Source organism: Vreelandella neptunia, assembly GCF_034479615.1.
GTDB classification, from domain to species: domain Bacteria; phylum Pseudomonadota; class Gammaproteobacteria; order Pseudomonadales; family Halomonadaceae; genus Vreelandella; species Vreelandella neptunia.
In genome coordinates, this window is sequence record NZ_CP140255.1 from 633,166 (window position 1) to 658,491 (window position 25,326).

Here is a 25,326-nt window from a genome sequence, read left to right on the forward strand (position 1 = left end):
TTTGTCGAACACTGTTTTATATAATCCGTATGCCTTATGCGCTATCGGCATGGGTTTGTGGACGCCATTTAGACTAAAGTTTAATGGAAAATAAAAAGCGTTAAAATAGCGTTTTACCATACTACAAGTGGTTGAAGTATATATATTTTTTCCTTGGGTGAGGGTGCAAATACAGGATTTGAAAAGAGTTTCTCTAACGATGTGGGCGCCAAGAGATTGCGCAAAGTGGTTAGCAATCGCTATGCTGACCGGCCATTTTGTTGCGGCAGCGAACGTGGGAAGTACCCCATTCTGGGCAGGTTATAAGCACTATAAAAAAAGCGAAACCGTCCTTTATACCATAAGCACGCTGCTAAAAAAATACGCTGACTAGTAGAGGCACGCCCATGAATAGAGGTCTTCACCAGCCTGGCGAGTTTCGCGATAACTGTGGTTTTGGCCTGATTGCCCATATGGAAGGCCAGGCTAGCCATGATTTGCTGAAAACTGCCATTGAATCCCTGACCTGCATGACCCACCGGGGTGGTATCGCTGCCGACGGCAAGACCGGCGATGGCTGCGGTCTGCTGTTGAAAATGCCCACCCCGTTTATGCAGGCGCTGGCCAAAGAGGCGTTTGATGCTGAGCTTGGCGAACGCTTTGCTGTGGGTGTGGTGTTTCTACCCAACGATGATGCCCGTGAAGCGCATGCCCGCGATATCCTGACGGGCGAGCTGGAAGCACGTGGGCTGAACGTGGTTGGCTGGCGTGATGTGCCCACCGATTCCAGCGTGTGCGGCCCCATGGCGCTGGACTGCCTGCCGCGTATTCGCCAGCTGTTTGTGCAGCCAGGCGAGGGCGAACACTTCGATGTTGACCTGTTTATGGCCCGCCGCCGCGCCGAGCAGGCGCTGCGCGATGAAGAAGACTTCTACGTCGCCTCACTGTCGTCAGAAGTGGTCTCTTATAAAGGTCTGGTGATGCCGGAAGACCTGCCGGCGTTTTATCAGGACTTGAATGACCCGCGCCTGGAAACCGCTATTTGCGTGTTCCACCAGCGCTTCTCGACCAATACCGCGCCGCGCTGGCCACTGGCGCAGCCGTTCCGCCTTTTGGCCCACAACGGTGAGATCAACACCATTGAAGCCAACCGCGGCTGGGCGAACTCGCGAAAAGCCAATTTCGTTAACGACCGCCTGCCGGACATCGCTGAGCTGGACGAAATCGTCAACACCACCGGCTCCGACTCCTCCAGTATGGACAACATGCTGGAAGTGCTGCTGACCGGCGGTATGGAGCTGCACCGCGCAGTACGCATGATGGTGCCGCCCGCCTGGCAGAACGTCGAAACCATGGACGCCGAGCTACGCGCCTTCTACGAATACAACTCCATGCATATGGAGCCGTGGGACGGCCCGGCGGGCGTGGTGATGACCGACGGACGTCAAGCGGTGTGTATGCTCGACCGTAACGGCCTGCGCCCGGCGCGCTGGGTAATTACCAAGAATGGCTACATTACCCTGGCCTCTGAAATCGGCACCTACGGCTATAAGCCGGAAGACGTAGTTGCCAAAGGCCGTGTAGGTCCTGGCCAAATGCTCGCCGTGGATACCGAAACCGGCGAAGTGCTGCATACCACGGATATAGATGAACGGCTGAAGTCTGCTTATCCCTATAAGCGTTGGCTTAAGCAGGAGGCGAACTATTTAGAGTCGGCGCTGACCGAGCTGGCGCGTTTCCAAACCATGGATACCGATTCGCTCAACGTGCAGCAGAAATTGTTCCAGGTTAGCTTCGAAGAGCGTGACCAGGTGCTGCGTCCGCTGGCGGAAAGCGGCCAGGAAGCCGTTGGTTCCATGGGCGACGATACGCCCATGGCGGTGCTTTCAAGCCGACCGCGCCTGCTGACGGACTTCTTCCGTCAGAAATTTGCCCAGGTCACTAACCCGCCCATCGACCCGCTGCGCGAAGCGATCGTCATGTCGCTGGAAACCTGCTGTGGCGCCGAGCTTAACGTCTTTAAAGCGACGCCTGAGCACGCCCACCGCTTGATCTTGACCACGCCGGTACTGTCGCCACGCAAATTTACCGCCCTGGTTAGCCAGGACGATCCGGCGTTTGCCAGCTATACGCTGTCGTTGGGATACGACCCTGAGCAGCAGAGTCTGCATCAAGCGCTAAAAGCGCTGTGTGAAGAAGCCGAAGCTCAGGTGCGCGCCGGTAAAGTCATTCTGGTGCTCACTGACGCTGAACTGACGAAAGGGCTGATTCCCATTCAGGCCGCCCTGGCCGTGGGCGCCGTGCACTCTCACTTGGGCCGGTTGGCGCTTCGCCCCAACGCTAACATTGTGGTGGAAACCGGCTACGCTCGTGATGCCCACCAAATGGCCGTGCTGTTTGGCGTGGGCGCCACGGCGGTTTATCCGTGGCTCGCCTATCAGGTCATGGCGGATATGCACCGCACAGGCGAACTGACCGGTAACCCGGCGGACGGTCGTGAGAACTACCGTAAAGGCCTGCAGAAAGGTCTGTTCAAGATCCTGTCTAAAATGGGTATCTCGACGCTGGCTTCTTATCGCGGGTCGATGCTGTTTGAAGCCGTGGGCTTGGCAGATGAAGTGATGGATCTGTGCTTTGTCGGTATGGCTTCGCGCATTCAGGGCGCCGGTTTTGCCGAGCTGCAGATGCAGCAGGCGCTGCTGGCTAAAGATGCCTGGATTCCCCGTAAAGGCATCTCCCAGGGCGGCATGTTCAAGTATGTTCACGGCCACGAGTACCACGCCTACAACCCCGATGTAGTGATGTCGCTGCAGGCGGCGGTTCAGGAAGGCAGCTATACCAAGTGGAAGAAGTTTGCCCAGCTGGTGAACGAGCGTCCGGTGGCCACCATTCGTGACCTGCTCAAGCTCAAGCCTGCTGAGACACCGATTGCGCTGGATGAAGTAGAGCCGGTTGAAGATCTGCTGCCGCGCTTTGATAGCGCCGGTATGTCCCTGGGCGCGCTATCGCCAGAAGCCCACGAAGCGCTGGCCCAGGCCATGAACGAAGCGGGCGGCCGCTCAAACTCTGGTGAAGGCGGCGAAGACCCGTCGCGCTACGGCACTATCCGTAGCTCTAAAATCAAGCAGATCGCCTCCGGCCGCTTTGGCGTCACCCCGGCGTACTTGGTCAATGCGGAAGTGCTGCAGATCAAGGTTGCCCAGGGTGCTAAACCCGGCGAAGGCGGTCAGTTGCCCGGCGGTAAGGTAAACCAGCTGATTGCACGGCTGCGCTACGCGGTACCCGGTGTGACGCTGATTTCACCGCCGCCGCACCACGATATTTACTCTATCGAGGATTTGGCTCAGCTGATTTTTGACCTTAAGCAGGTCAATCCGGATGCCCAGGTGTCGGTGAAGCTGGTCTCCGAGCCGGGGATCGGCACGATCGCCACCGGTGTGGCCAAGGCCTACGCGGATCTGATTACCGTGTCTGGCTACGATGGCGGCACCGCGGCGAGCCCGCTGACCTCGATCAAGCACGCCGGTTCGCCCTGGGAGTTGGGGCTGCCGGAAGTGCACCAGGCGCTGCGTATCAACGGCCTGCGCGACAAAATTCGCCTGCAGACCGACGGCGGTCTGAAAACCGGCCTGGATGTAGTGAAAGCGGCGATTCTGGGCGCTGAAAGCTTCGGCTTCGGCACCGCGCCCATGGTGGCATTGGGCTGTAAGTACCTGCGTATCTGTCACCTCAACAACTGTGCCACCGGTGTCGCCACTCAGGATGATTTCCTGCGCGGCGAGCACTTCCGCGGTACGGTGGACATGGTCAAAAACTACTTCCGTTTTATCGCCGAAGAAGTGCGTGAGCTGATGGCGGCGCTGGGTGTGCGCAAACTCACCGACCTGATCGGGCGTACCGATCTGCTGGAAGTACTGGAAGGCAATACCGCTTCCCAGCGCAAGCTCGATCTAACGCCGTTGCTGGCTAATGACTTTGTACCTAAAGATGCGCCGCAGTTCTGCAAGGTCAGCCGTAATGTGCCTCACGACCCGGGCGCTAAAAACAAAGAGGTGCTGGCGGCGCTGAAAGATGCTATCGAAAGCCAGTCGGGCGGTGAGTTTGATTTCACCATTACCAACTGTGACCGCAGCGTGGGCGCACTCACCTCGGGTGCCATTGCCAAACGCTACGGTGAAGAGGGGCTGGAAGCGGCGCCGGTCACGGCTAATTTCGTCGGCGTGGCGGGGCAGAGCTTCGGGGTATGGAATGCTCGGGGTCTGAATCTTTTCCTGGAAGGCGACGCCAACGACTACGTCGGCAAGGGCATGAACGGCGGCAGTATTGTGATTGTGCCGCCCAAAGTGAGTCAGTTCGAGAGCCATAAAACGGCCATTATCGGCAACACCTGTCTGTACGGTGCCACCGGCGGGACGCTGTTCGCCGCCGGCACTGCGGGTGAGCGCTTTGCGGTACGTAACTCCGGCGCTTCAGCGGTGATTGAAGGCGCAGGCGACCACTGCTGCGAATATATGACCGGCGGCTTGGTCTGTGTGCTGGGAGAGACCGGAGTCAACTTCGGCGCGGGCATGACCGGTGGGTTTGCCTATGTGTTGGATGAAGAGCGCACCTTCGTGGACAAGTACAACCACGAGCTGGTCGAGATCCACCGCGTTAACACGGAGGCAATGGAGGCGTATCGTCGTCACCTGCGTGAAATGATCGAAGCCTATGTGGCCGCGACGGGTTCCGCGCGTGGGGCGGCTATTTTGGAAGACTTCAGCGACTATGCGCGCCACTTCTGGCTGGTTAAGCCAAAAGCGGCCAGCTTGGGTAGTTTGCTGGATCAGTCTCGGCGTCAGCCGGAATAACCCGCTTATGCCCCTCACGCTGACAGGAGAGAGATCATGGCTAACCGTTTAAATAACGATTTTCAGTTTGTTGATGTGGGTCGTAAAGACCCGGAAAAGAAAGACGCCCGCGCCCGTGCCAAAGAGTTTGCGGAAATTTACGAACCGTTCAAACCCACCGATGCGGCCAGTCAGGCGCATCGCTGCCTGCACTGCGGTAACCCGTACTGTGAGTGGAAGTGCCCGGTGCACAACTACATTCCCAACTGGCTACAGCTGGTGGTGGAAGGCAACATCATTGAAGCCGCTGAGCTGTCGCACAAAACCAACTCGCTGCCCGAAGTGTGTGGTCGCGTGTGCCCGCAGGATCGCCTATGCGAAGGCGACTGCACGCTGAATGATGGTTTCGGCGCGGTGACTATCGGTTCGGTGGAGAAGTACATCACCGATACCGCGTTCGCCATGGGCTGGCGCCCGGACATGTCCCACGTTACCTGGACAGATAAAAAAGTCGCCATCATTGGCGCAGGCCCTGCGGGCCTGGGCTGTGCGGATATTTTGGCCCGTAACGGCGTTAAGCCGGTGGTGTTCGACAAGTACCCGGAAATCGGTGGCCTGCTGACCTTTGGTATTCCCGAGTTCAAGCTGGAAAAAAGCGTGATGGAGCGCCGCCGCGCGGTCTTTGAAGAGATGGGCGTCGAGTTCCGCCTGAATACCGAGATTGGTACCGATATCGAGTTTGAGACCTTGATGCAGGAGTACGACGCCGTGTTCCTGGGTATGGGGACTTATAAATACATGGAAGGCGGATTCCCTGGTGAAGATCTGCCGGGCGTTTACAAAGCCCTCGATTTTCTGATTGCCAACGTCAACCGCTGCCTGGGCTTTGAAAAAGACCCCGACGACTATATCTCCATGGAAGGTAAGCGTGTGGTCGTGCTGGGCGGCGGTGATACGGCGATGGACTGTAACCGTACCTCGATTCGTCAAAACGCCACCAGCGTGACCTGTGCGTACCGTCGTGACGAAGGCAACATGCCGGGGTCGCGCCGTGAAGTGTCCAATGCTCGTGAAGAGGGCGTTGAGTTTCTGTTCAACCGTCAGCCGGTGGCGGTCGTCGGTGAAGAGAAGGTCGAAGGCGTGAAAGTTGTGCGCACACGCTTGGGTGAGCCGGATGAAAACGGCCGTCAGCGTCCTGAAGTGGTACCGGGCTCTGAAGAGATCATTGCGGCGGATGCTGTGGTTATCGCTTTCGGCTTCCAGGCAAGCCCGGCACCGTGGTTCGATAGCGCCAATATTCAGGTCGACGAGCGAGATCGCGTCACCGCGCCGGAGCACGGCCAGTACGCGTTCCAAACCAGCAACGAAAAAATCTTTGCCGGTGGCGATATGGTGCGCGGCTCTGATTTGGTGGTCACAGCGATTTACGAAGGCCGCCAGGCAGCCGAAGGTATTCTGGATTACCTGGGAGTGTAAATCGGAGCAATGGGGTGCCTGCGGCACCCTTCGCCGAAATGTCGAACCACGCTGAAGCTCCCTCCCACAATTGCTGCAGGCACTTCTTAGTCTCACCAGGCTAAGGAATATTGTGGGAGGGCGCTTTAGCGCGCGATGGGTGCCGAAGGCACCCCTTAATTTCATCGGGCTGGCAGCCCACACATTCGCGAGCTAAAGCTCCCTCCCACAAGGGCAACAAGCACCACCTGAGTCCCATCAGGATTCGAACTGAAGCTCCCACAAGGGCTGCAAGCACTCCTTACTCTCATCAGGCTCGGAACTATTGTGGGAGGGAGCTTTAGCTCGCGATTGACCTTTTATACAGGCGAGCCAATCGAAGAGTAGTTCAAATTGAGCCTTAGGTCGTAATCTGCTAGTCTGTCGACCCATCCTGGCGTGGCTTTCTGCCGTGCCTTCTGATCACGTTTCGACAGGTTATCCATGACACGATATATCTTCGTGACCGGCGGCGTTGTGTCCTCTCTTGGCAAGGGCATCGCCTCCGCCTCGCTTGCGGCGATTTTAGAGGCCCGCGGCCTTAAGGTCACCATGCTCAAGCTCGACCCGTACATCAACGTGGATCCGGGCACCATGAGCCCCTTCCAGCACGGTGAGGTGTTCGTCACAGAAGATGGCGCCGAAACCGATCTTGATCTCGGGCATTACGAGCGCTTTATTCGCACCAAAATGACCCAGCGCAACAACTTTACGACCGGCCGTGTTTACGAGCACGTACTGCGCAAAGAGCGCCGTGGCGACTATCTTGGTGGCACCGTTCAGGTCATTCCGCATATCACCGATGAGATTAAACAGCGCGTTTACGCGGGCGGCGAAGGTTTTGATGTGGCGCTGGTAGAGATCGGAGGAACGGTCGGTGATATCGAATCGCTGCCTTTCCTTGAGTCGATCCGCCAAATCCGTAGTGAACAGGGTGCCAACCGCGCGCTGTTTATGCACCTGACCCTGGTGCCCTACATCAAAACGGCAGGTGAGACCAAAACCAAACCGACCCAGCACAGCGTTAAAGAGCTGCGCTCTATCGGTATCCAGCCGGATATTCTGATTTGCCGCAGCGAAGTGGAGCTGGAAGAGAGCGAGCGCCGCAAAATCGCCCTGTTCACCAACGTCGAAGAGCGTGCGGTGGTACCGCTGCAGGATGCCGATACCATCTATCGCATTCCGCTAATGCTCCACGAGCACGGCTTAGACGAGATCGTTTGCGATAAGCTGCGCCTTGAAGCGCCTGACGCCGATTTATCTGAATGGGTGAAGGTGCTGGATGCCAAGCTCAACCCGCTCAAATCCGTCAGCATCGCCATGGTCGGTAAGTACATGGAGCTGCTGGATGCCTACAAGTCGCTCAACGAAGCGCTGATTCACGCCGGTATCCAGGGCCGTATCAAGGTCAACGTCGACTATATCGATTCCGAAGATATCGAGCGTCATGGCACTGAGCGCCTGGCAGGTAAAGACGCCATTCTGGTGCCCGGTGGCTTTGGCGAACGCGGCGTAGAGGGCAAAATTATGACCGCTCAATTCGCCCGGGAAAACAGCGTACCGTATCTGGGGATTTGCCTGGGTATGCAGGTAGCGGTGATTGAGTTTGCCCGTAATGTGGCAGGCTGGAACGACGCCAACTCTACTGAGTTCACCCACGACACCCAGCACCCGGTAGTCGGTTTGATCACCGAATGGCTAAGCCCGGAAGGCAAAATCGAACTGCGCGATGCGGCGTCCGATCTGGGCGGCACTATGCGCTTAGGTGGCCAGGTATGTCATTTGGCGTCGGGTTCTAAAGCGCGCGAAGCCTATGGTTCCGACGAGATTGTTGAGCGTCATCGTCACCGCTTCGAGGTCAATAATCAGTTTATCGATGAGCTTGAAAAAGCCGGGCTGGTTATCTCGGGTAAGAGCGTTGATCAGTCGCTGGTGGAAATGGTCGAGTTGGCGGATCACCCCTGGTACGTGGCCTGTCAGTTCCATCCAGAGTTCACGTCGACGCCCCGTGATGGACACCCACTGTTCTCGGGCTTTGTTAACGCCGCCCTGGATCACAAAACAGCGCGTAGTCGTGCCCATGCGAATGCGCAGGAATAAGAGGGCAAAAGCATGGCTTCTCAAGATGGATCGCAAGAGCGTCATATTAATGTTGCCGGCTTAACTGCCGGCAATTCATTGCCGCTAATGCTGCTGGGTGGCATGAACGTGCTGGAGTCTGCCGAGCTTGCCGACGAAGTTGCCCAAGCTTACGTCACGGTGACCCAGAAGCTGGGTATGCCCTACGTGTTCAAGGCCAGCTTCGATAAAGCCAATCGCAGTTCGATTCACTCCTACCGCGGCCCGGGTATCGAGAAAGGGTTGCAGATCCTGGCCGATATCAAAGCTCGCCACAACGTGCCGGTCATCACCGACGTGCACGAGCCCTGGCAGGCGCAAGCAGCCGCTGAAGTGGCTGACATTATCCAACTGCCGGCCTTTTTGGCTCGCCAAACCGATTTGGTGGTCGCCATGGCCAAAACCGGTGCGGTCATCAATATCAAAAAGCCGCAGTTTTTGGCGCCCCATGAAATGCGCCATATCCTCAGCAAGTTCCAGGAAGCCGGTAACGACCGGCTGATGCTCTGCGAGCGCGGCTCAAGCTTTGGTTACAACAACCTGATTGTTGATATGCTGGGCTTTGGTGATATGAAGCAAACCGGCTATCCGGTAGTTTTCGATGTGACCCATGCGCTGCAGCGCCCCGGTGGGCGTGCCGACAGTGCTGACGGTCGTAGGGCACAGGTGGCCGAATTGGCCCGAGCAGGTGTGGCTGTCGGCCTTGCAGGGCTGTTTTTGGAAGCCCACCCTGACCCAGACAACGCCAAATGCGATGGGCCCTGTGCGCTGCCGCTGGATCAATTAGAGCCGTTCTTGACTCAACTTGTGCAGTTAGATGCGCTGGTTAAAGGGTTTGAGCCGCTAACGATTCGCTAGGGCGTTATATTAATAATTTTATCTGACTAACAGGAAAGGATACTGCCATGACCAAAATTGTTGCTATCAGTGCGTTGGAAGTGCTGGATTCTCGTGGTAACCCGACCGTGCAAGCGCACGTCCGTCTAGCTAGCGGTGCTGTCGGTGAAGCCTGTGCCCCCAGCGGTGCCTCAACCGGCTCCCGGGAAGCGTTAGAGCTGCGCGACGGCGATAAGTCGCGCTACCTGGGCAAGGGCGTGCTGAAAGCAGTCGATGCGGTCAATGGCAAAATTCGTGATGCGCTGCTGGGTATGGACGCGCGTGATCAGCGTGGCCTGGACGATGCCATGCTGGCGCTGGACGGCACTGAGAACAAGGCGAACCTGGGGGCGAATGCCATTCTAGCGGTTTCCCTGGCGGCGGCTAAAGCAGCTGCGAATGCCAAAGGCGTGCCGCTGTATGCTCATATTGCCGAGCTCTACGGCCAACCTGGCCAGTACAGCATGCCGGTACCAATGATGAACATCATCAACGGCGGCGAGCACGCGGATAACAACGTCGATATCCAGGAATTTATGGTGCAGCCAGTGGGCGCCCCTAACTTCCGCGAAGGGCTGCGCATGGGCGCGGAAATTTTCCACGCGCTGAAGAAAGTGCTCTCGGCCAAAGGCCTCTCTACATCCGTCGGTGACGAGGGTGGCTTTGCGCCTAACCTGGCGTCTAACGCCGATGCGCTAGCGGTTATTAAGCAGGCCGTTGCCGATGCAGGCTATGAGCTGGGTAAAGACGTAACGCTAGCACTGGACTGCGCGTCTTCCGAATTCTACAAAGACGGTCAATACAACCTTTCCGGTGAAGGCAAAAGCTACGACGCCCAAGGCTTTACTGATTACCTGGCAGGCCTGTGCGCCGATTACCCGATAGTGTCCATCGAAGACGGCATGGATGAATCCGATTGGGCAGGTTGGAAAGCGCTAACCGACAAGCTGGGCGATAAAGTGCAGCTGGTGGGTGATGATCTATTCGTCACCAATACCAAGATTCTCAAGCGCGGTATTGATGAGCAGATCGGTAACTCTATCCTGATCAAGTTCAACCAGATCGGCTCGCTCTCCGAGACGTTGGATGCGATCAAGATGGCTCAGGATGCAGGCTTCACGGCGGTTATTTCTCACCGCTCCGGTGAAACCGAAGACACCACCATTGCGGATTTGGCAGTGGGCACCTGTGCCGGTCAGATCAAAACGGGCTCACTGTGCCGCTCTGACCGGGTTGCCAAGTACAACCGTCTGTTGGTGATTGAAGCGGAGCTGGGTGATGTGGCCTACCCCGGTTTGAAAGCCATTAAAGGGCAGTAAAACGTCGATATCGAGCGAATTTTTAGAGGTGCTTGTAAGAGATGTCTCAAAATTTTGTAAGAGATATCTTACAAATGCCGACGAGATTCGCTCGGTTTGGGGTAAGAAATAGCCTAATTTACCACTAATTTAAATTTAATTTATTGTTTTTAAAGTACTTTTTGAAAATTGGCGAGTCGACTAGACTCGCCTTTTTGGATTTTGGCTTTGTTGAGAAGCCGCTGTGATATGCCACAATATACACAGGACAAGGGGAGGCAAGGACGCTTCAGTCAGGATGCAGCGGGATGTAGGCAGATGCGCCGGGTGATACAGTGAGGTAAGCCCCGGCAAGGAAGTCATCTGAGGAGGTTGATCCAGGGAGTGGTCAGAGGAAGTGCTTGGAGCGGGCGGCCTACGGGCCGCCTTTTTTTGTCCGTAATTTGGCGGCACATCTTTGACGCGGTACTTTCGATGTCACAAAAAAACCAACGCAGTTTTTAACAACAAGCGTTGGTTTTAAAGGTGGTTTTTAAAGAGAGCCTTTAAAAAGAGCGATGTGCTGATGTTAAATCGTCGCAGCGTTTAGCGCTCTAATTTCTCAAGCTTCCCGGGCTTGCCATCCCACTCTTCGGCGTCTGGCAGCGGATCTTTTCGCTCGGCTATGTTCGGCCATACTTCGGCCATCTCAGCGTTAATCTCGATAAAGGCCTCCTGCCCATCCGGCAGCTCATCCTCGGAGAATATCGCCTCGGCGGGGCACTCGGGCTCACACAGCGCGCAGTCGATACACTCGTCAGGATGAATGACCAGGAAGTTCGGGCCCTCGTAGAAACAGTCGACCGGGCAGACTTCCACACAGTCGGTGTATTTGCACTGGATGCAGTTCTCGGTAACGACAAACGTCATCTTGCTATCCCTCTTGCAGGGCCGGGTAACTCCCAGCCATGGTCAATCGTGAATGGTTATAAATCAGCCGTTTTTTATAAGCTAAAAGTTTGAGCGACATTCTAGAGGTGCGCCTACCTGGCGGCAAGCGCCATCTGAATCCAGTTGGTAGCAATGCCAGTACAGGCTTCCGCGAGGGCGCCGTGAGCCCCACCGTGGGCGCTACTTTAAACGGCTCTGTCGAAAGACCCTCGCTTCAACCTGCCCTGATACCTGAATCTCACTTATCGCCTTTCATGCTATAAGCACCATTAGATCAGGTCTCGCCACTGATACAACAGCGATAGCGCTTCCCGCGGCGTTAAGTCATCCATATCGACGTTTTCCAACGCCTCGACCACCGGGTGTGGTGCAGCGGCGAACAGATCGTTTTGCTGCGGTGCGGTTCTCGGTGCCTGCGCCGTATTATCCACATCGCGCTGCTCCAAACTTATCAGTTTCTCGCGGGCACGCTTAATCACATGGTTGGGTACACCCGCTAATTGCGCCACCTGCAAACCATAGCTCTGGCTGGCCGGGCCTGTTTCGATGCGGTGCATAAACACAATGCTGTCGCCATGCTCGGTCGCCGTTAGGTGGATATTGGCCACCCCTTCCATATGCTCAGGCAGCGCCGTCATTTCAAAGTAGTGGGTCGCAAACAGCGTTAGCGCACGCCCTTTGGCCAAATGTTCAGCGCTTGCCCAAGCCAGCGACAAGCCGTCAAAGGTGCTGGTGCCGCGGCCAATCTCATCCATCAGGATCAAGCTTTGCTGGGTGGCATTATGGAGAATATTAGCCGTTTCGGTCATCTCGACCATAAAGGTAGAGCGTCCGCCCGCCAAGTCATCCGATGAGCCAATGCGGGTGAATATTCGATCCAGCGGGCCGATCTCGGCGGCGTCGGCGGGCACAAAGCTACCGCAATGGGCCAGTAGGGCGATGAGCGCCGTCTGGCGCATATAGGTCGATTTACCGCCCATATTGGGGCCGGTAATAATCAACATATGCTGGTCAGGGTTGAGCGTCACGTCGTTGGGTACAAAGGGCGTCTCGCTGACCTGCTCGACTACCGGGTGGCGCCCCGCATCAATTTGAATGCCGGTGGATTCACTTAGCGTTGGGCGTACCCAGTTCAACGCCTCGGCGCGTTCGGCAAAGGCGCACAGTACGTCCAGCTCGGCTAGCGCTTGAGAGGTGCTTTGTAGCGCGTGAAGGCTGTTGTTAAGGTCGCCCAGCAGTTGGTCGTAAAGCCATTTTTCGCGAGTGAGCGCACGAGATTTGGCCGATAGCGCCTTATCCTCAAACTCTTTAAGCTCAGGAATAATAAACCGTTCGGCATTTTTCAGCGTTTGGCGTCGAATATAGTCGGCAGGCGCCTGCTGGGCTTGTGAACGCGGTAGTTCAATGAAGTAGCCGTGCACCCGGTTGTAGCCCACTTTGAGATTGGCTAGCCCCGTGCGCTCACGCTCGCGAATCTCTAGCTGAATCAGGTAGTCGCCGGCGTTCTCTGCCATGCCGCGATGCTCATCCAGCTCGGCATCAAAGCCGTCGGCAATTACGCCACCATCGCGGATCACCACCGGCGGATTTTCTACCAGCGCGCGGCTGAGCATATCGGCCATTTCTGGGTAGGGGCGAATATGCGGGCGCAGGTTATCCAGCGCGCTGCCGCTCTCAACCTCGCTAAGCTGCTGCTCCAGTTCCGGGAGTGTTACCAGTGCATCCCGCAGCCGCGCCAAATCGCGTGGACGGGCACTATATAGCGCCACCCGGGCCAAAATGCGCTCCACGTCGCCCACTGCGCTCAACGTCTCGCGCAGCGGCATATAGGCAGCGTCCAGACTTAGCAGCGCTACCCCCGCATGACGGGCCTGGACAATCTCGCGTTGACGCAGCGGGCGGTTAAGCCAGCGTTTGAGCAGCCGCGAACCCATGGCTGTGGTACAGGTGTCCAGCACGCTGGCCAGGGTGTTGTCGCTACTGCCGCCCAGGTTGATATCAATTTCCAGATTGCGGCGGCTGGCAGCGTCGATCACCACTGCGTCGTCGCGGTTTTCAACGCTGATCGCGGTTACGTGGGGCAGGCGCGAGCGCTGAGTGTCACGGGCGTAATCGATTAATACCCCGGCAGCAATCAGCGCGGTGGTTAAGTGTGCACAGCCAAAGCCGCGTAAATCCTGTACTTCAAACTGATCACACAGGCTGCGGGTGGCGCTTTCCAAATCAAACAGCCACTCGCCCTGGCGGCGCAGGCTGCGCTTTTGTGACCAGGCATCGGGTAGCGTTAGGCTTTCGGGCACCAGCAGCTCGGCCGGGGAGAGGCGCGTCAGCTCGGCGAGCATTTCGGCTTCGCTGTCTACTTCCAGTACGTTGAAGCGGCCGCTGGAAAGCTCCAGCCAGGCAAGGCCCCAGCTCTCTTTTCCAGGCGAAACGGATACCAGTACGTTGTCGCGGCGCGCATCGAGCAGCGCTTCATCGTGGAGCGTACCGGGAGTGACAATACGCACCACCTGGCGCTCAACAGGCCCTTTGCTGGTAGCAGGGTCGCCAATTTGCTCACAAATAGCCACCGACTCGCCGCCGGCGACCAAGCGCGCTAGATAGCCCTCAGCACTGTGGTAGGGTACGCCCGCCATCGGGATCGGCTTGCCGCCAGACTGCCCGCGCTGGGTGAGGGTAATATCCAGCAGCGCGGCGGCGCGCTTGGCGTCGTCGAAAAACAGTTCGTAAAAATCCCCCATGCGGTAGAACAGCAGTACCTCGGGGTGCTCGCGCTTGATCTTTAAATATTGCGTGATCATGGGCGTGTTAGGGGGAATGGCCTGTGACATGGGCGTCCTGATTGAGCAATTTCTTTGAGAAAGCTAAACGCAGTATTCTACGCTGAACAGACGACTCACTTGAAGGAGCGACCATAGTGCCCAGCGAAACTAGCCTGAAAAATCTCGATTTAACCCTGTTAGCTCAGCGGCTGGGGCGGCTGTGTAAGCAGCAGGATGTGGAAGTGACCGCTGCGGAATCATGCACGGGGGGCGGTATTGCCAGCGCCATTACCGAGGTGGCGGGTAGCTCAGCTTATTTCACGACGGGCTATGTAACCTATGCGAATGCCGCTAAAACTCGCTTACTGGGTGTGCCCGAGACCACGCTGGCCGATCACGGTGCCGTCAGCAAAGAGGTCGTTAAAGCCATGGTGATAGGCGCATGCCGTGAAAGTGGTGCAGGACTAGCCGTTGCCGTTAGCGGTGTGGCTGGCCCAGATGGCGGTAGCGATGCGAAGCCGGTGGGGACGGTGTGGCTGGCCTGGGGAGATACCGCTTCCCAGGAAGCTGAGTGCTTCCACTTTCCTGGAGATCGCTCGGCAGTTCGGGAGCAAGCCGTGCGTCAGGCCTTGGTAGGGCTGGTGGCACGCCTGAATGCGAGTGAAAAAGCGAGCAAGACGAACTAACCGTAAGAAAAAGGTGCTTAGGCAAAAAAGAGTGTTAAGAAAATAGATGAGAGAAAGCGCGATCAAGGATTTGTTTACGGCGTAATCTTTGGCATACTACTGGCTAATTATACAGCTTGTTATGAGGAATCTCTGAATGGCTCAGGATGACAACCGCACTAAAGCGCTAAACGCTGCACTCACCCAAATCGACCGTCAGTTCGGCAAGGGCACCGTCATGCGTCTAGGCGACGCGCCGCGTGTCGTCATGCCGTCGGTTTCCACCGGTTCATTGGGTCTGGATATCGCCCTCGGCATCGGCGGCCTGCCGTTTGGCCGTGTGTGTGAGATCTTCGGCCCGGAGTCGTCGGGTAAAACGACCCTGACCCTTTCGGTGATTGCTCAGGCGCAGAAGCAGGGCAAAGTGTGTGCCTTCGTGGATGCCGAACACGCCCTTGACCCCAGCTACGCAGAAAAACTGGGTGTTAATCTGGATGACCTGCTGGTTTCCCAGCCGGATACCGGCGAGCAGGCGCTGGAAATTACCGACATGCTGGTTCGCTCCGGCGGTGTTGATGTGATCGTTATCGACTCGGTCGCAGCTCTAACGCCGCGGGCTGAAATCGAAGGCGAAATGGGTGATTCCCACGTTGGCCTGCAGGCGCGTTTGATGTCTCAGGCGCTGCGTAAAATCACCGGTAATATCAAAAACGCCAACTGTTTGGTGATCTTCATCAACCAGATCCGCATGAAGATCGGCGTCATGTTTGGTAGCCCCGAAACCACTACCGGCGGTAACGCGCTGAAGTTCTATGCCAGCGTGCGTCTGGATATTCGTCGTACCGGCTCGGTGAAAGTGGGTGATGAAGTCACCGGTAACGAAACCCGCGTGAAAGTAGTCAAAAACAAGGTGGCGCCGCCGTTCCGTCAAGCTGAATTCCAGATTCTTTACGGTAAGGGTATCTACCACGCCGGTGAGGTCATCGACCTGGGCGTGCAGTGCAACCTGGTCGACAAAGCCGGTGCCTGGTACAGCTATAAAGGTAAGAAAATCGGTCAGGGTAAAGCCAATTCAGCGCTCTATCTGGAAGAGCACCCGGAGATCATGCTCGAAATCGAAACACAGATTCGTGAACAGCTCCTGGCCAAGCCCGATCCTAAAAAGGAGAAGGAAGATGCACCTGCCGAAGCAGCGGCAGAGCTGGATGCGGGTGATGACGATCTGCTTTAAGCCGATTCTACCCAAGCCGACGATGTCCAAGACAAACTGATGGCATTCACCTCCCAGCGTGATGCCACGCCCCGTGATATCGCTATTGGCTTACTGGCTCGGCGCGAATACTCCCGCGCCGAGCTCGCCCAGCGCCTGAAGAAAAAATCCTTCGACGATGCCGCTATTGATGAATGCTTGGATGCCTTGGTTGAGCAAGGGCTGCAGTCTGACGGGCGCTTTGCGGCCAGTTTCGTGCGCTCGCGCATTCTGCGTGGCCAGGGCGTGATTCGTATTAAAGGCGAGTTGCGCCAACGCGGTGTTGACCAGGAAACCCTTACTGCCGCTTTTGAAGAGGTGGAGGAGGGCGAGCAGGTCGACTGGTTTGAGCTGGCCAGGGAAACCCTGGCGCGGCGGTTTGATAGCCCCGGCGAGACGCCGAAAGAGCGCGCTAGGCGCGAACGCTTTCTCGCCAGTCGCGGCTTCGATTTCGAACAAATTCGCTACGCGCTCTCCTGTCTTTAATACGTTTTCCCCAGCCTGTAAAAATCCCCCTCTTACATTTCTAATGGCGCTCTAATACGCTTGTTCACCTGGTTGACCACACCGCTGATTTCCTTTCTGCCACTAAGTGCGGCTTTAGTCGTTTGACAACTGCGCTATAATGGCTGCTTTGCGACCCCTGAGGGTAGCGGCAACAGCGCCCTGGGACATCACGCTTTCTTGTTACGGATACCCTATGAAAAGCGCAGAGATTAGACAGGCCTTTCTTTCCTTCTTCGAAGAGCAGGGGCACACGATTGTACCCACCAGCTCCTTAGTGCCGGGCAACGACCCGACGCTGCTGTTTACCAATGCCGGTATGGTGCCGTTTAAAGATGTGTTTCTAGGCCGCGACCCGCGTCCTTACGTGCGCGCCACCTCTGCGCAGCGCTGCGTTCGTGCAGGCGGTAAGCATAATGATTTAGACAACGTCGGCTATACCGCGCGCCACCACACCTTCTTTGAGATGCTGGGTAACTTCAGCTTTGGCGACTACTTCAAGCGCGACGCCATTCGCTTTGCCTGGGTGTTTTTAACCGAAACGCTGGGGCTCCCCAAAGACAAGCTGTGGGTAACGGTACACATCAGCGATGACGAAGCTGAGCGCATCTGGAAAGATGAGATCGGCATCGACCCTGAGCGCTTCTCCAAGCTGGATGAAGATAATTTCTGGCAGATGGGCGACACCGGCCCCTGTGGCCCCAGTTCGGAAATCTTCTTTGATCACGGCCCTGAGGTTTGGGGCGGCCCGCCGGGCAGCCCGGAAGAAGACGGCGACCGCTACATCGAAATCTGGAACCTGGTGTTCATGCAGTTTGATCGCGATGCCCAGGGCACGCTCAACCCGCTGCCCAAGCCCTCCATCGATACTGGTATGGGGCTGGAGCGTGTTGCTGCCGTGATGCAGGGCGTGCACTCCAACTATGAGATCGACCTGTTCCAGAACCTGCTGCAGGCTGCAGCTAAAGCGACCGGACACCCTGATACTGCTACGCCCTCGCTGCGCGTGATTGCCGATCATATCCGCTCCTGTGCCTTCCTGATTGCCGATGGCGTGCTGCCTTCCAACGAAGGGCGCGGCTATGTACTGCGTCGAATCATTCGCCGCGCGATTCGGCACGGCCATAAGCTGGGCGCAGTAGAGCCGTTCTTCCACAAGCTGGTTGAGGCGCTGGATGCGGAGATGGGCGATGCCTATCCGGAGCTACGTGAAGCGAGTGATCAAATTGCCCGTGTACTGCTAAAAGAAGAAGAGCAGTTTGCACGCACCCTGGATCACGGTATGGGGCTCTTAAATGCGGCTCTGGCCGAGCTGGATGGCAAGGTGCTGCCCGGTGAGACGGTGTTTAAGCTTTACGACACCTACGGCTTTCCCTTCGATCTCACCGCCGATGTTTGTCGTGAGCGCGGCGTTAGCCTGGACGAAGATGGCTTTCAGCAGGCGTTAGAGGCCCAGCGTGAACGCGCGCGGGCGGCAAGCCAGTTTGGCGCCGACTACAGCGCTTCCATCGAGCTGGAGGGTGAAACGGCCTTTACCGGCTACGACCGCTTGGAAGATCAGGCCAAGGTAACCGCGCTGGTCGACAGCGAAGGCAATGCACTGGCCGCGCTGGAAGCGGGGCAGAAGGGTGTCGTGGTACTAGACCGTACGCCATTTTACGGCGAGTCAGGCGGGCAGGTGGGCGATACCGGCTACCTGTACGTTGACGGCGGCCGTTTCCAGGTCACTGATACCCAAAAGCAGAGCGGCCATCATCTTCACCAGGGCGTGATGGTGGAAGGCTCGCTAAGCGTCGGTGCCAGTGTGCGCGGTGAAGTGGACGCCAGCCTGCGTACAGCCACCCTCCGCAATCACTCGGCCACCCATCTGCTGCATCAAGCGCTGCGTATGGTGTTGGGTGATCACGTGCAGCAAAAAGGCTCGCTGGTTAACGCCGAGCGCCTGCGCTTCGACTTTAGCCACTTCGAGCCGATGACCGCCGAGCAGCTGGCGGAAGTCGAGCGGCTGGTCAACGAACAGATCTTGGCCAACGCGCCGACCAAGATCGAACAGATGAGCCTGGATCAAGCCAAGGCCAAGGGCGCAGCAGCGCTGTTTGAGGCCAAGTACGCCGAGAACGTGCGGGTACTGACCATTGGCGCCGACGACTTCTCTATCGAATTGTGCGGTGGTACCCATGTGGCACGCAGCGGTGATATTGGCTGCTGCCATGTGATGAGCGAAGTGGGCATTGCTTCCGGTGTGCGCCGCATCGAAGCGATTACCGGCGAAAATGCGCTGGCCTACTTCCGCGAGCAGGAAGCCCGCCTCGAACGCTTGGGTGAACGCTTGAAGACCAAGCCCGAACAGGTTGAAGCGCGGGTAGAATCACTGGTTGAGCGCAACCGTAGCCTGGAAAAAGAACTTGAGCAGCTCAAGGCCAAGCTAGCCAGCGCGGCAGGTAGCGATATGCTCAGCCAGGTGCAGGAGATCAACGGCGTTAAGCTGCTGGCGACGCAGCTGGATGGCGTGTCAGGCAAAGATCTACGCGGCGTCCTTGATCAGCTTAAGAACAAGCTAAGCTCTGGGGTGATTATCCTCGGCGTTGCCGATCAGGCGGCGGGCAAAGTGAGCCTGATTGCTGGGGTGACCCAGGATCTGACCGGCCGAGTGAAAGCCGGTGAGCTGGTTAACCATGTTGCTTCCCAGGTGGGAGGGAAGGGCGGCGGCCGCCCCGACATGGCCCAAGCGGGAGGTAGTCAACCCGACGCCCTGCCGGATGCGTTGAAGAGCGTACCGGTATGGTTGGAAAACGTTCTTAGCTAAACCTTAAGGCCGGTGGCATTATTGCTACCGGCCTTATTATTTATTTAAAACTGATGACACTTTCACCCTCCATTCCCGAACGCATAGGAAAAACGGCATATGGCACTATACGTACAGAAGTTCGGCGGCACTTCGGTGGGCTCTGTCGAGCGTATCAAGGCCGTAGCGGAAAAGGTTAAGGGTTTCCGCGATCAAGGCCACCAGGTAGTGGTCGTGGTCTCCGCCATGAGCGGCGAAACTAACCGCCTTACCGATATGGCCCAGGCGCTTAACGACGATCCCGCACCGCGCGAGATGGACATGCTGCTGTCGACCGGCGAGCAGGTCACTATTTCACTGCTCGCCATGGCGCTTCAGCAAATCGGTGTGCCAGCCACTTCGCACACTGGCGCCCAGGTAGGTATTCATACCGATAGCGCCTATACCAAAGCGCGTATCCAGCGCATTGAAACCGAAGACCTAAAGGCCGACCTGGAAGCAGGGCAGGTAGTGGTCGTAGCCGGTTTCCAAGGGGTCGATGAAGACGGCAATATCACTACCCTGGGTCGCGGTGGCTCCGACACTACTGGGGTAGCCCTTGCTGCCGCGTTAGGTGCAGATGAGTGCCAGATTTACACCGATGTGGATGGGGTATACACCACCGACCCCCGTGTCTGCTCCAAAGCCCAGCGTTTATCGAGCATTACCGTGGAAGAGATGCTGGAGCTGGCCAGCCTCGGCTCTAAAGTGCTGCAGATTCGCGCGGTAGAGTTTGCGGGTAAATACAACGTGCCCCTGCGGGTGCTGTCGAGCTTTGAAGATGGCCCCGGTACCCTAATTGTTGCAGAAGCAGACCAAGACGAGGACGCTATGGAAGAACCACTGATCTCCGGTATCGCTTTTACCAAAAATGAAGCAAAATTAACCCTGCTCAATACCCCGGACGTGCCGGGTGTCGCATCGCGCATCCTAGGTCCTATTGCCGATGCCAATATCGAAGTTGATATGATTGTGCAGAACGTGGCGCCGGCCGGTGACTATACCGACTTTACCTTTACGGTTGCTAAGGGCGACTATAAGGCCACTAAAAAGCTGCTTGAAGAGACGGTGATCCCTGATTTAGGTGGCGGTGAGCTGCGTGGCGATGACAATATTGCTAAGGTTTCTTTAGTGGGTGTGGGTATGCGTTCTCACGCTGGCGTGGCGTCAAAAATGTTCCGCGTTCTCGCCGACGAAAACGTCAATATCCGTATGGTCTCCACCTCTGAGATTAAAATCTCGGTCGTTATTGATGAGAAGCATATGGAGCTGGCTGTTAACGCATTACACAAAGCTTTTGGTTTAGATAAGGCAGATATCGAATCTGAATAACATTTATGCCTTAAACCTTCTACGCTGAAGGGGTACTTGCTGCCGTGTGGTGGTGAGCTTTCTTTCAACGGGAGGTATAAGGTGTCATGGAGCCGGAGTCTTTGGTGATAGGCAACGCTATGCCGCATAATGGCGTAGTGTTGCCCCCGGCTGACATATCCCGTTGCATAAAACGTCTGAAAAGGAGATCAGCCATGCTCATCCTAACTCGCCGTGTTGGCGAAACCCTGATGATCGGTGATGAAATCACCGTCACCGTGCTAGGTGTGAAAGGCAATCAAGTACGTATTGGCGTTAATGCGCCTAAAGATGTGGCAGTTCACCGTGAAGAGATTTACCAGCGTATTCAGCGTGAACGAAACAGTGAAAACGAAGTGGAATAAGACTTGCGGGCTTGCATAATGACTCAATGCTCAAGGCGTAAGATTATATGTAAGATATGGCCGGTGCGAAAAAAATCCGTATAGGACTAGACACAAGTAGGCTAAATCGGTAATATTCGCGCCGTGCCGTTAAGGAGAGGTGGCCGAGTGGCTGAAGGCGCTCCCCTGCTAAGGGAGTATAGGGTTTATAGCCCTATCGAGGGTTCGAATCCCTCTCTCTCCGCCAACCGCATGGCCAGTACTTAGCTAGTAAGTGGTATTTAGTGAGTATGTGGTCACAAGGTATGCGCCCGTAGCTCAGCTGGATAGAGTACCTGACTACGAATCAGGGGGTCGGAGGTTCGAATCCTCCCGGGCGCGCCACCTTACTATAGAAGCAGATGTTCGATAAAAGCAGGTGTTAGTCATCTGTTGGTTAAAGCATTAAAAGTGCGAACAGCACATTGAAAATGTAAGCGCTAAAAACGTTAGACGCAACATTACGCGCCCGTAGCTCAGCTGGATAGAGTACCTGACTACGAATCAGGGGGTCGGAGGTTCGAATCCTCCCGGGCGCGCCAGATTCCAAAACCCGCTCTCTTATTGAGAGCGGGTTTTCTGTTTCCAGCCTGACCGGCAGTTTCTAGCCTGACCGGAAGTAGCTCGCGCCCCGGTCTTGCGATCGTGTGTAGCGCCCCCGCTTTGCGGTAGGGCGCTTTTTTTTGCCTGTTGATTGGGTAGGTGTGATCGAGAGGGGGTTAGGCCGGTTCGGCGTGCTGTTCGTTGACGACAAGGCTGTCGAGCAGTTGATCTAACTCGGTGAGGCGCTTTACACGCTGAAAATTGTGTTCGGCTGCACTGCTGCCTTGGCGCATTTGGGCGAGCCACTGCTTTACCAGGGAGGCCACAACGCGGTCTGGAAGCTGTTGGCGCTGAAGGGCGGCGTACTCTTTGAGCACGTTGGCACGCATCGCCCAGCTGCTTTCGGGGAGCCGCTCGCCGGTTTGTAGCCAGTGGCGAATGCGTGGCGCCAACCAGGGATCGGCCAGCGCGCTACGCCCTAGCATCACATCACTGCAGCCTGAAAGCGTGCGGGCTTTCCAGTAATCTTCCAGTGTCCAGATATCGCCGTTAGCGACCACCGGAATGCTCACCTGGCGGCGAATTTTGCCGATCCACTCCCAGTGTGCCGGTGGTCGGTAGCCCTCGTCTCGGGTGCGCGCATGAACGACCAGCTGGGCTGCACCGCCCGCTTCTGTGGCCTGAGCGCAGGCAACTGCTAAGCGGCGGTTAGCGAAGCCCAGACGAATCTTGGCGGTCACCGGGATTTCACCCTCTAAAGCGTCGTGAACGGCTTTAACCGCCTTATAGACTCGATCAGGCTGGCGTAACAGCGAGGCGCCGCCATCGTGCCGGTTAACCAGTTTGGCAGGGCAGCCGAAATTAAGGTCGATGCTTACCGCGCCTAAGCTAAGCGCCTGACGCGCATTAGCCGCCAGGGCGACTGGGTCAGAGCCTAGTAGCTGTAAATGTACGGGAATGCCGCTCGGTGTGGCCACAGGCGGTTGCTTAAGCTCGGGACAGTGCTTATAAAACACTCTTGGTGGCAGGCGGGCATCAACAACGCGGACAAACTCGGTGACCGTCCAGTCGAACCCGGCATGTCGGGTAAGCAGGTCACGAGTCAGTGCGTCGATCACACCTTCCATCGGGGCTAGGCCGATTCTGCCGTTATGTAGTAAATTAACAACCATGACTTCCACTATCGCGCCATTGCATTCTATTCTGGGTGTGGCAGGTTAGTGTATTCCCCTTACTGCGCCAAGCGCCTTTCTTCGTATTGGCATAATGATGTGCGTAAGAATGCACTTGAACGGTAGCTAAAGACAGTTTTGAAAACATAGGAGAGCGCCTTATGCAGGATCTAGAGTTATTGCAAGATGGGTTGGCATTGATGGCGCTCGGTATGGGCGTAGTGTTTGTTTTTCTTACTATTTTGGTCATTAGCGTTACGCTGATGTCGAAGCTTATTGGGCGTTTTCAACCCGTTCCCGCCGCGGTTGATACGGGTAAAAAACCGATGCCAGCTTCGGCTCCCTCTGCCCAAAGCGACGAGGTTATGGCAGTGATCAGTGCTGCAGTGCATCGTTATCGCTCAACGCGGCGTCGTTAACTTTCTCAATTTTTTTCATTTTGGCCCTCTTGTGGCTATTTTTTTGTTATTTTTACTACAAACTTACAATTCTACTACTGTGAGCCAAGACCATGAACGAACAAAAACGCCCACTAGGCATTACTGATGTCGTGCTGCGCGATGCCCATCAATCGCTATTTGCCACGCGAATGCGGTTGGACGATATGCTACCGATCGCCGAAAAGCTGGATCGCGTTGGCTACTGGTCGTTGGAAACTTGGGGTGGCGCCACTTACGACGCCTGTATCCGCTATTTGGGCGAAGATCCGTGGGAACGCATTCGTGCTTTGAAAGAAGCCATGCCCAATACGCCCCAGGCCATGCTGCTACGTGGACAGAACCTGCTGGGCTACCGTCACTACGCCGATGACGTTGTCGATAAGTTTGTCGAGCGGGCGAAAACCAATGGCGTTGATGTCTTCCGCGTTTTTGATGCGATGAATGATCCGCGCAATCTCGAAAGCGCCATCCAGGCAGTGCGTAACGTGGAAGGCCATGCCCAGGGCACTATCTCTTATACAGTGAGCCCGGTGCATACCCTGGATAGCTGGGTCGATCTGGCTAAAACCATTGCCGGTTTGGGCGCGGATTCATTGGCTATCAAGGATATGGCGGGGCTATTGACGCCCTACACGGCATTTGATTTGGTCACAAGGCTCAAGAAAGAACTATCGATACCGGTGCACCTACACTGCCACGCCACCACCGGTCTTTCTACGTCGACTATTTTGAAGGCGGTAGAAGCGGGTATCGATAACGTCGATACCTCGATCTCGTCCATGTCGATGACCTACGGTCACAGTCCCACCGAGTCAGTGGTCGCGATGTTGAAGGACACCGGTCGCGATACCGGCCTGGATCTTGACCTGCTGGAAGATATTGCCGGTTACTTCCGCGAAGTACGTAAGAAGTACGCCGCCTTTGAAGGCTCGCTGCGCGGTATTGATTCGCGCATCCTGATTGCTCAGGTGCCCGGCGGCATGCTGACCAATATGGAAGGCCAACTGAAAGAGCAGGGCGCGGGCGATAAGCTGGACGACGTGCTAAGCGAGATTCCCCGCGTGCGCGAAGATCTTGGCTTTATTCCGCTGGTGACGCCGACGTCGCAAATCGTCGGCACCCAGGCGGTAATGAATGTGATGATGGGGGAGCGCTACAAGTCGATCTCCAAGGAAGTCCAGGCGCTACTCAAAGGCGAATATGGCGCTGCCCCTGCCCCCTATAACGCCGAACTGCAGAAGCGCGTGCTAGAAGGCGGCGAGCCAATTACCTGTCGCCCGGCGGATAACCTCTCGCCAGAAATGGATAGACTGGCCGCCGAGTTGAAAGAGAAGGCCAGTGCTGAAGGCATTCGTTTGGCTGAAGGCAAGCGCGAAGTGGATGACGTTCTAACCTACGCGCTATTCCCGCAGATCGGCTTGAAATTCCTGAAAAATCGCGACAATCCAGACGCCTTTGAGCCTGTTCCCCAGGCCGCTGCAGTCAATGCTGAAAAGCCCCTCGCTAAGGTAGAGAGCAAGGCACCCGTGGCTAGCAGTGGCCCGGAAACCTACACCGTTAAGCTCAACGGTAAAGCCTTCGTGGTGGAAGTGTCTGAAGGTGGTGAACTGGGCGAAGTGCAGGAGCAAACGGCAGCCACTACTAGCGCCCCCAAAGAGGAAGTATCTGCACCCACTGGTGAGAGCATCGATGCGCCGCTGGCCGGTAATATCTTCAAGGTTAATGTACGCCCTGGCGATAAAGTCGCTGAAGGGGATGTGGTGATCATTCTTGAAGCGATGAAAATGGAAACCGAAGTGCGTGCCAGTATCGCAGGCACTGTGTCTAAGGTTAACGTCAGCGAGGGCGACAGCGTAGCCGTAGGTGATGCGCTGATCGAGCTCTAAGGGCCCCCCAGTACTGGATAAAAA

Annotated in this window: 16 protein-coding genes and 3 tRNA genes; 16 read left to right on the forward strand and 3 right to left on the reverse strand. The window is 56.4% G+C overall.

Features of this window, described 5'->3' with window-relative positions; all coding sequences use genetic code 11:
- Positions 1-386: 386 nt before the first annotated feature.
- From gltB to eno, 5 genes are all read left to right on the forward strand, one after another.
- Entirely contained in the window at positions 387-4,829 is a 4,443-nt protein-coding gene (gltB, locus tag SR894_RS03040) for a glutamate synthase large subunit (RefSeq protein ID WP_223287901.1), read from the forward strand.
- Positions 4,830-4,865: 36 nt separating this feature from the next.
- A complete protein-coding gene (locus SR894_RS03045; RefSeq protein WP_133730789.1) occupies positions 4,866-6,284 on the forward strand; it encodes an FAD-dependent oxidoreductase in 1,419 nt (472 codons plus the stop codon).
- Between the two features lie 462 nt (positions 6,285-6,746).
- The gene (locus SR894_RS03050; protein WP_223287900.1) at positions 6,747-8,402 is read left to right on the forward strand and encodes a CTP synthase; all 1,656 of its coding nucleotides are present in this window, start codon (positions 6,747-6,749) and stop codon (positions 8,400-8,402) included.
- Between the two features lie 12 nt (positions 8,403-8,414).
- Positions 8,415-9,278, forward strand: coding sequence for a 3-deoxy-8-phosphooctulonate synthase (gene kdsA / locus SR894_RS03055; RefSeq protein WP_133730787.1), 864 nt, complete (start codon positions 8,415-8,417; stop codon positions 9,276-9,278).
- 47 nt (positions 9,279-9,325) lie between these two features.
- On the forward strand, positions 9,326-10,615 hold the full coding sequence (gene eno / locus SR894_RS03060) for a phosphopyruvate hydratase (protein ID WP_223287899.1): 1,290 nt from the start codon (positions 9,326-9,328) through the stop codon (positions 10,613-10,615).
- 564 nt (positions 10,616-11,179) lie between these two features.
- On the opposite strand, the gene fdxA is transcribed toward eno, so the two are convergent.
- Complete coding sequence (fdxA, locus tag SR894_RS03065; RefSeq protein ID WP_007111508.1) at positions 11,180-11,503, reverse strand: ferredoxin FdxA; 324 nt, start codon at positions 11,501-11,503, stop codon at positions 11,180-11,182.
- Between the two features lie 290 nt (positions 11,504-11,793).
- A complete protein-coding gene (mutS, locus tag SR894_RS03070; protein WP_223287898.1) occupies positions 11,794-14,355 on the reverse strand; it encodes a DNA mismatch repair protein MutS in 2,562 nt (853 codons plus the stop codon).
- 83 nt (positions 14,356-14,438) lie between these two features.
- On the opposite strand from mutS, the gene SR894_RS03075 reads away from it, so the two are divergent.
- The 9 genes from SR894_RS03075 (at position 14,439) to SR894_RS03115 (ending at position 21,803) form a co-directional block, all read left to right on the forward strand.
- A complete protein-coding gene (locus tag SR894_RS03075) occupies positions 14,439-14,972 on the forward strand; it encodes a CinA family protein (RefSeq protein ID WP_223287981.1) in 534 nt (177 codons plus the stop codon).
- Between the two features lie 136 nt (positions 14,973-15,108).
- A complete protein-coding gene (gene recA / locus SR894_RS03080; protein ID WP_133730783.1) occupies positions 15,109-16,182 on the forward strand; it encodes a recombinase RecA in 1,074 nt (357 codons plus the stop codon).
- 39 nt (positions 16,183-16,221) lie between these two features.
- A complete protein-coding gene (locus SR894_RS03085; RefSeq protein ID WP_223287897.1) occupies positions 16,222-16,686 on the forward strand; it encodes a regulatory protein RecX in 465 nt (154 codons plus the stop codon).
- Between the two features lie 214 nt (positions 16,687-16,900).
- Positions 16,901-19,510 carry an alanine--tRNA ligase gene (gene alaS / locus SR894_RS03090; RefSeq protein WP_223287896.1) on the forward strand — a complete coding sequence of 870 codons (2,610 nt, stop codon included), beginning with the start codon at positions 16,901-16,903 and terminating at the stop codon, positions 19,508-19,510.
- A gap of 99 nt (positions 19,511-19,609) precedes the next feature.
- The gene (locus tag SR894_RS03095; RefSeq protein ID WP_133730780.1) at positions 19,610-20,860 is read left to right on the forward strand and encodes an aspartate kinase; all 1,251 of its coding nucleotides are present in this window, start codon (positions 19,610-19,612) and stop codon (positions 20,858-20,860) included.
- A gap of 194 nt (positions 20,861-21,054) precedes the next feature.
- On the forward strand, positions 21,055-21,243 hold the full coding sequence (csrA, locus tag SR894_RS03100) for a carbon storage regulator CsrA (protein ID WP_007111501.1): 189 nt from the start codon (positions 21,055-21,057) through the stop codon (positions 21,241-21,243).
- Between the two features lie 133 nt (positions 21,244-21,376).
- Positions 21,377-21,469 (forward strand) — tRNA-Ser (locus SR894_RS03105).
- 60 nt (positions 21,470-21,529) lie between these two features.
- A tRNA-Arg gene (locus SR894_RS03110) sits at positions 21,530-21,606 on the forward strand.
- 120 nt (positions 21,607-21,726) lie between these two features.
- Positions 21,727-21,803, forward strand: a tRNA-Arg gene (locus SR894_RS03115).
- Between the two features lie 177 nt (positions 21,804-21,980).
- Here the strand turns inward: SR894_RS03115 and SR894_RS03120 are convergent.
- Positions 21,981-22,976: a tRNA dihydrouridine synthase gene (locus tag SR894_RS03120; protein ID WP_246638023.1), complete on the reverse strand. Its 996-nt coding sequence runs from the start codon at positions 22,974-22,976 to the stop codon at positions 21,981-21,983.
- A 161-nt stretch (positions 22,977-23,137) separates the two neighbouring features.
- Between SR894_RS03120 and SR894_RS03125 the strand changes: the two genes are divergently transcribed.
- The gene (locus tag SR894_RS03125) at positions 23,138-23,395 is read left to right on the forward strand and encodes an OadG family protein (protein WP_223287895.1); all 258 of its coding nucleotides are present in this window, start codon (positions 23,138-23,140) and stop codon (positions 23,393-23,395) included.
- 92 nt (positions 23,396-23,487) lie between these two features.
- The gene (oadA, locus tag SR894_RS03130; protein WP_223287894.1) at positions 23,488-25,302 is read left to right on the forward strand and encodes a sodium-extruding oxaloacetate decarboxylase subunit alpha; all 1,815 of its coding nucleotides are present in this window, start codon (positions 23,488-23,490) and stop codon (positions 25,300-25,302) included.
- Positions 25,303-25,326: the final 24 nt, after the last annotated feature.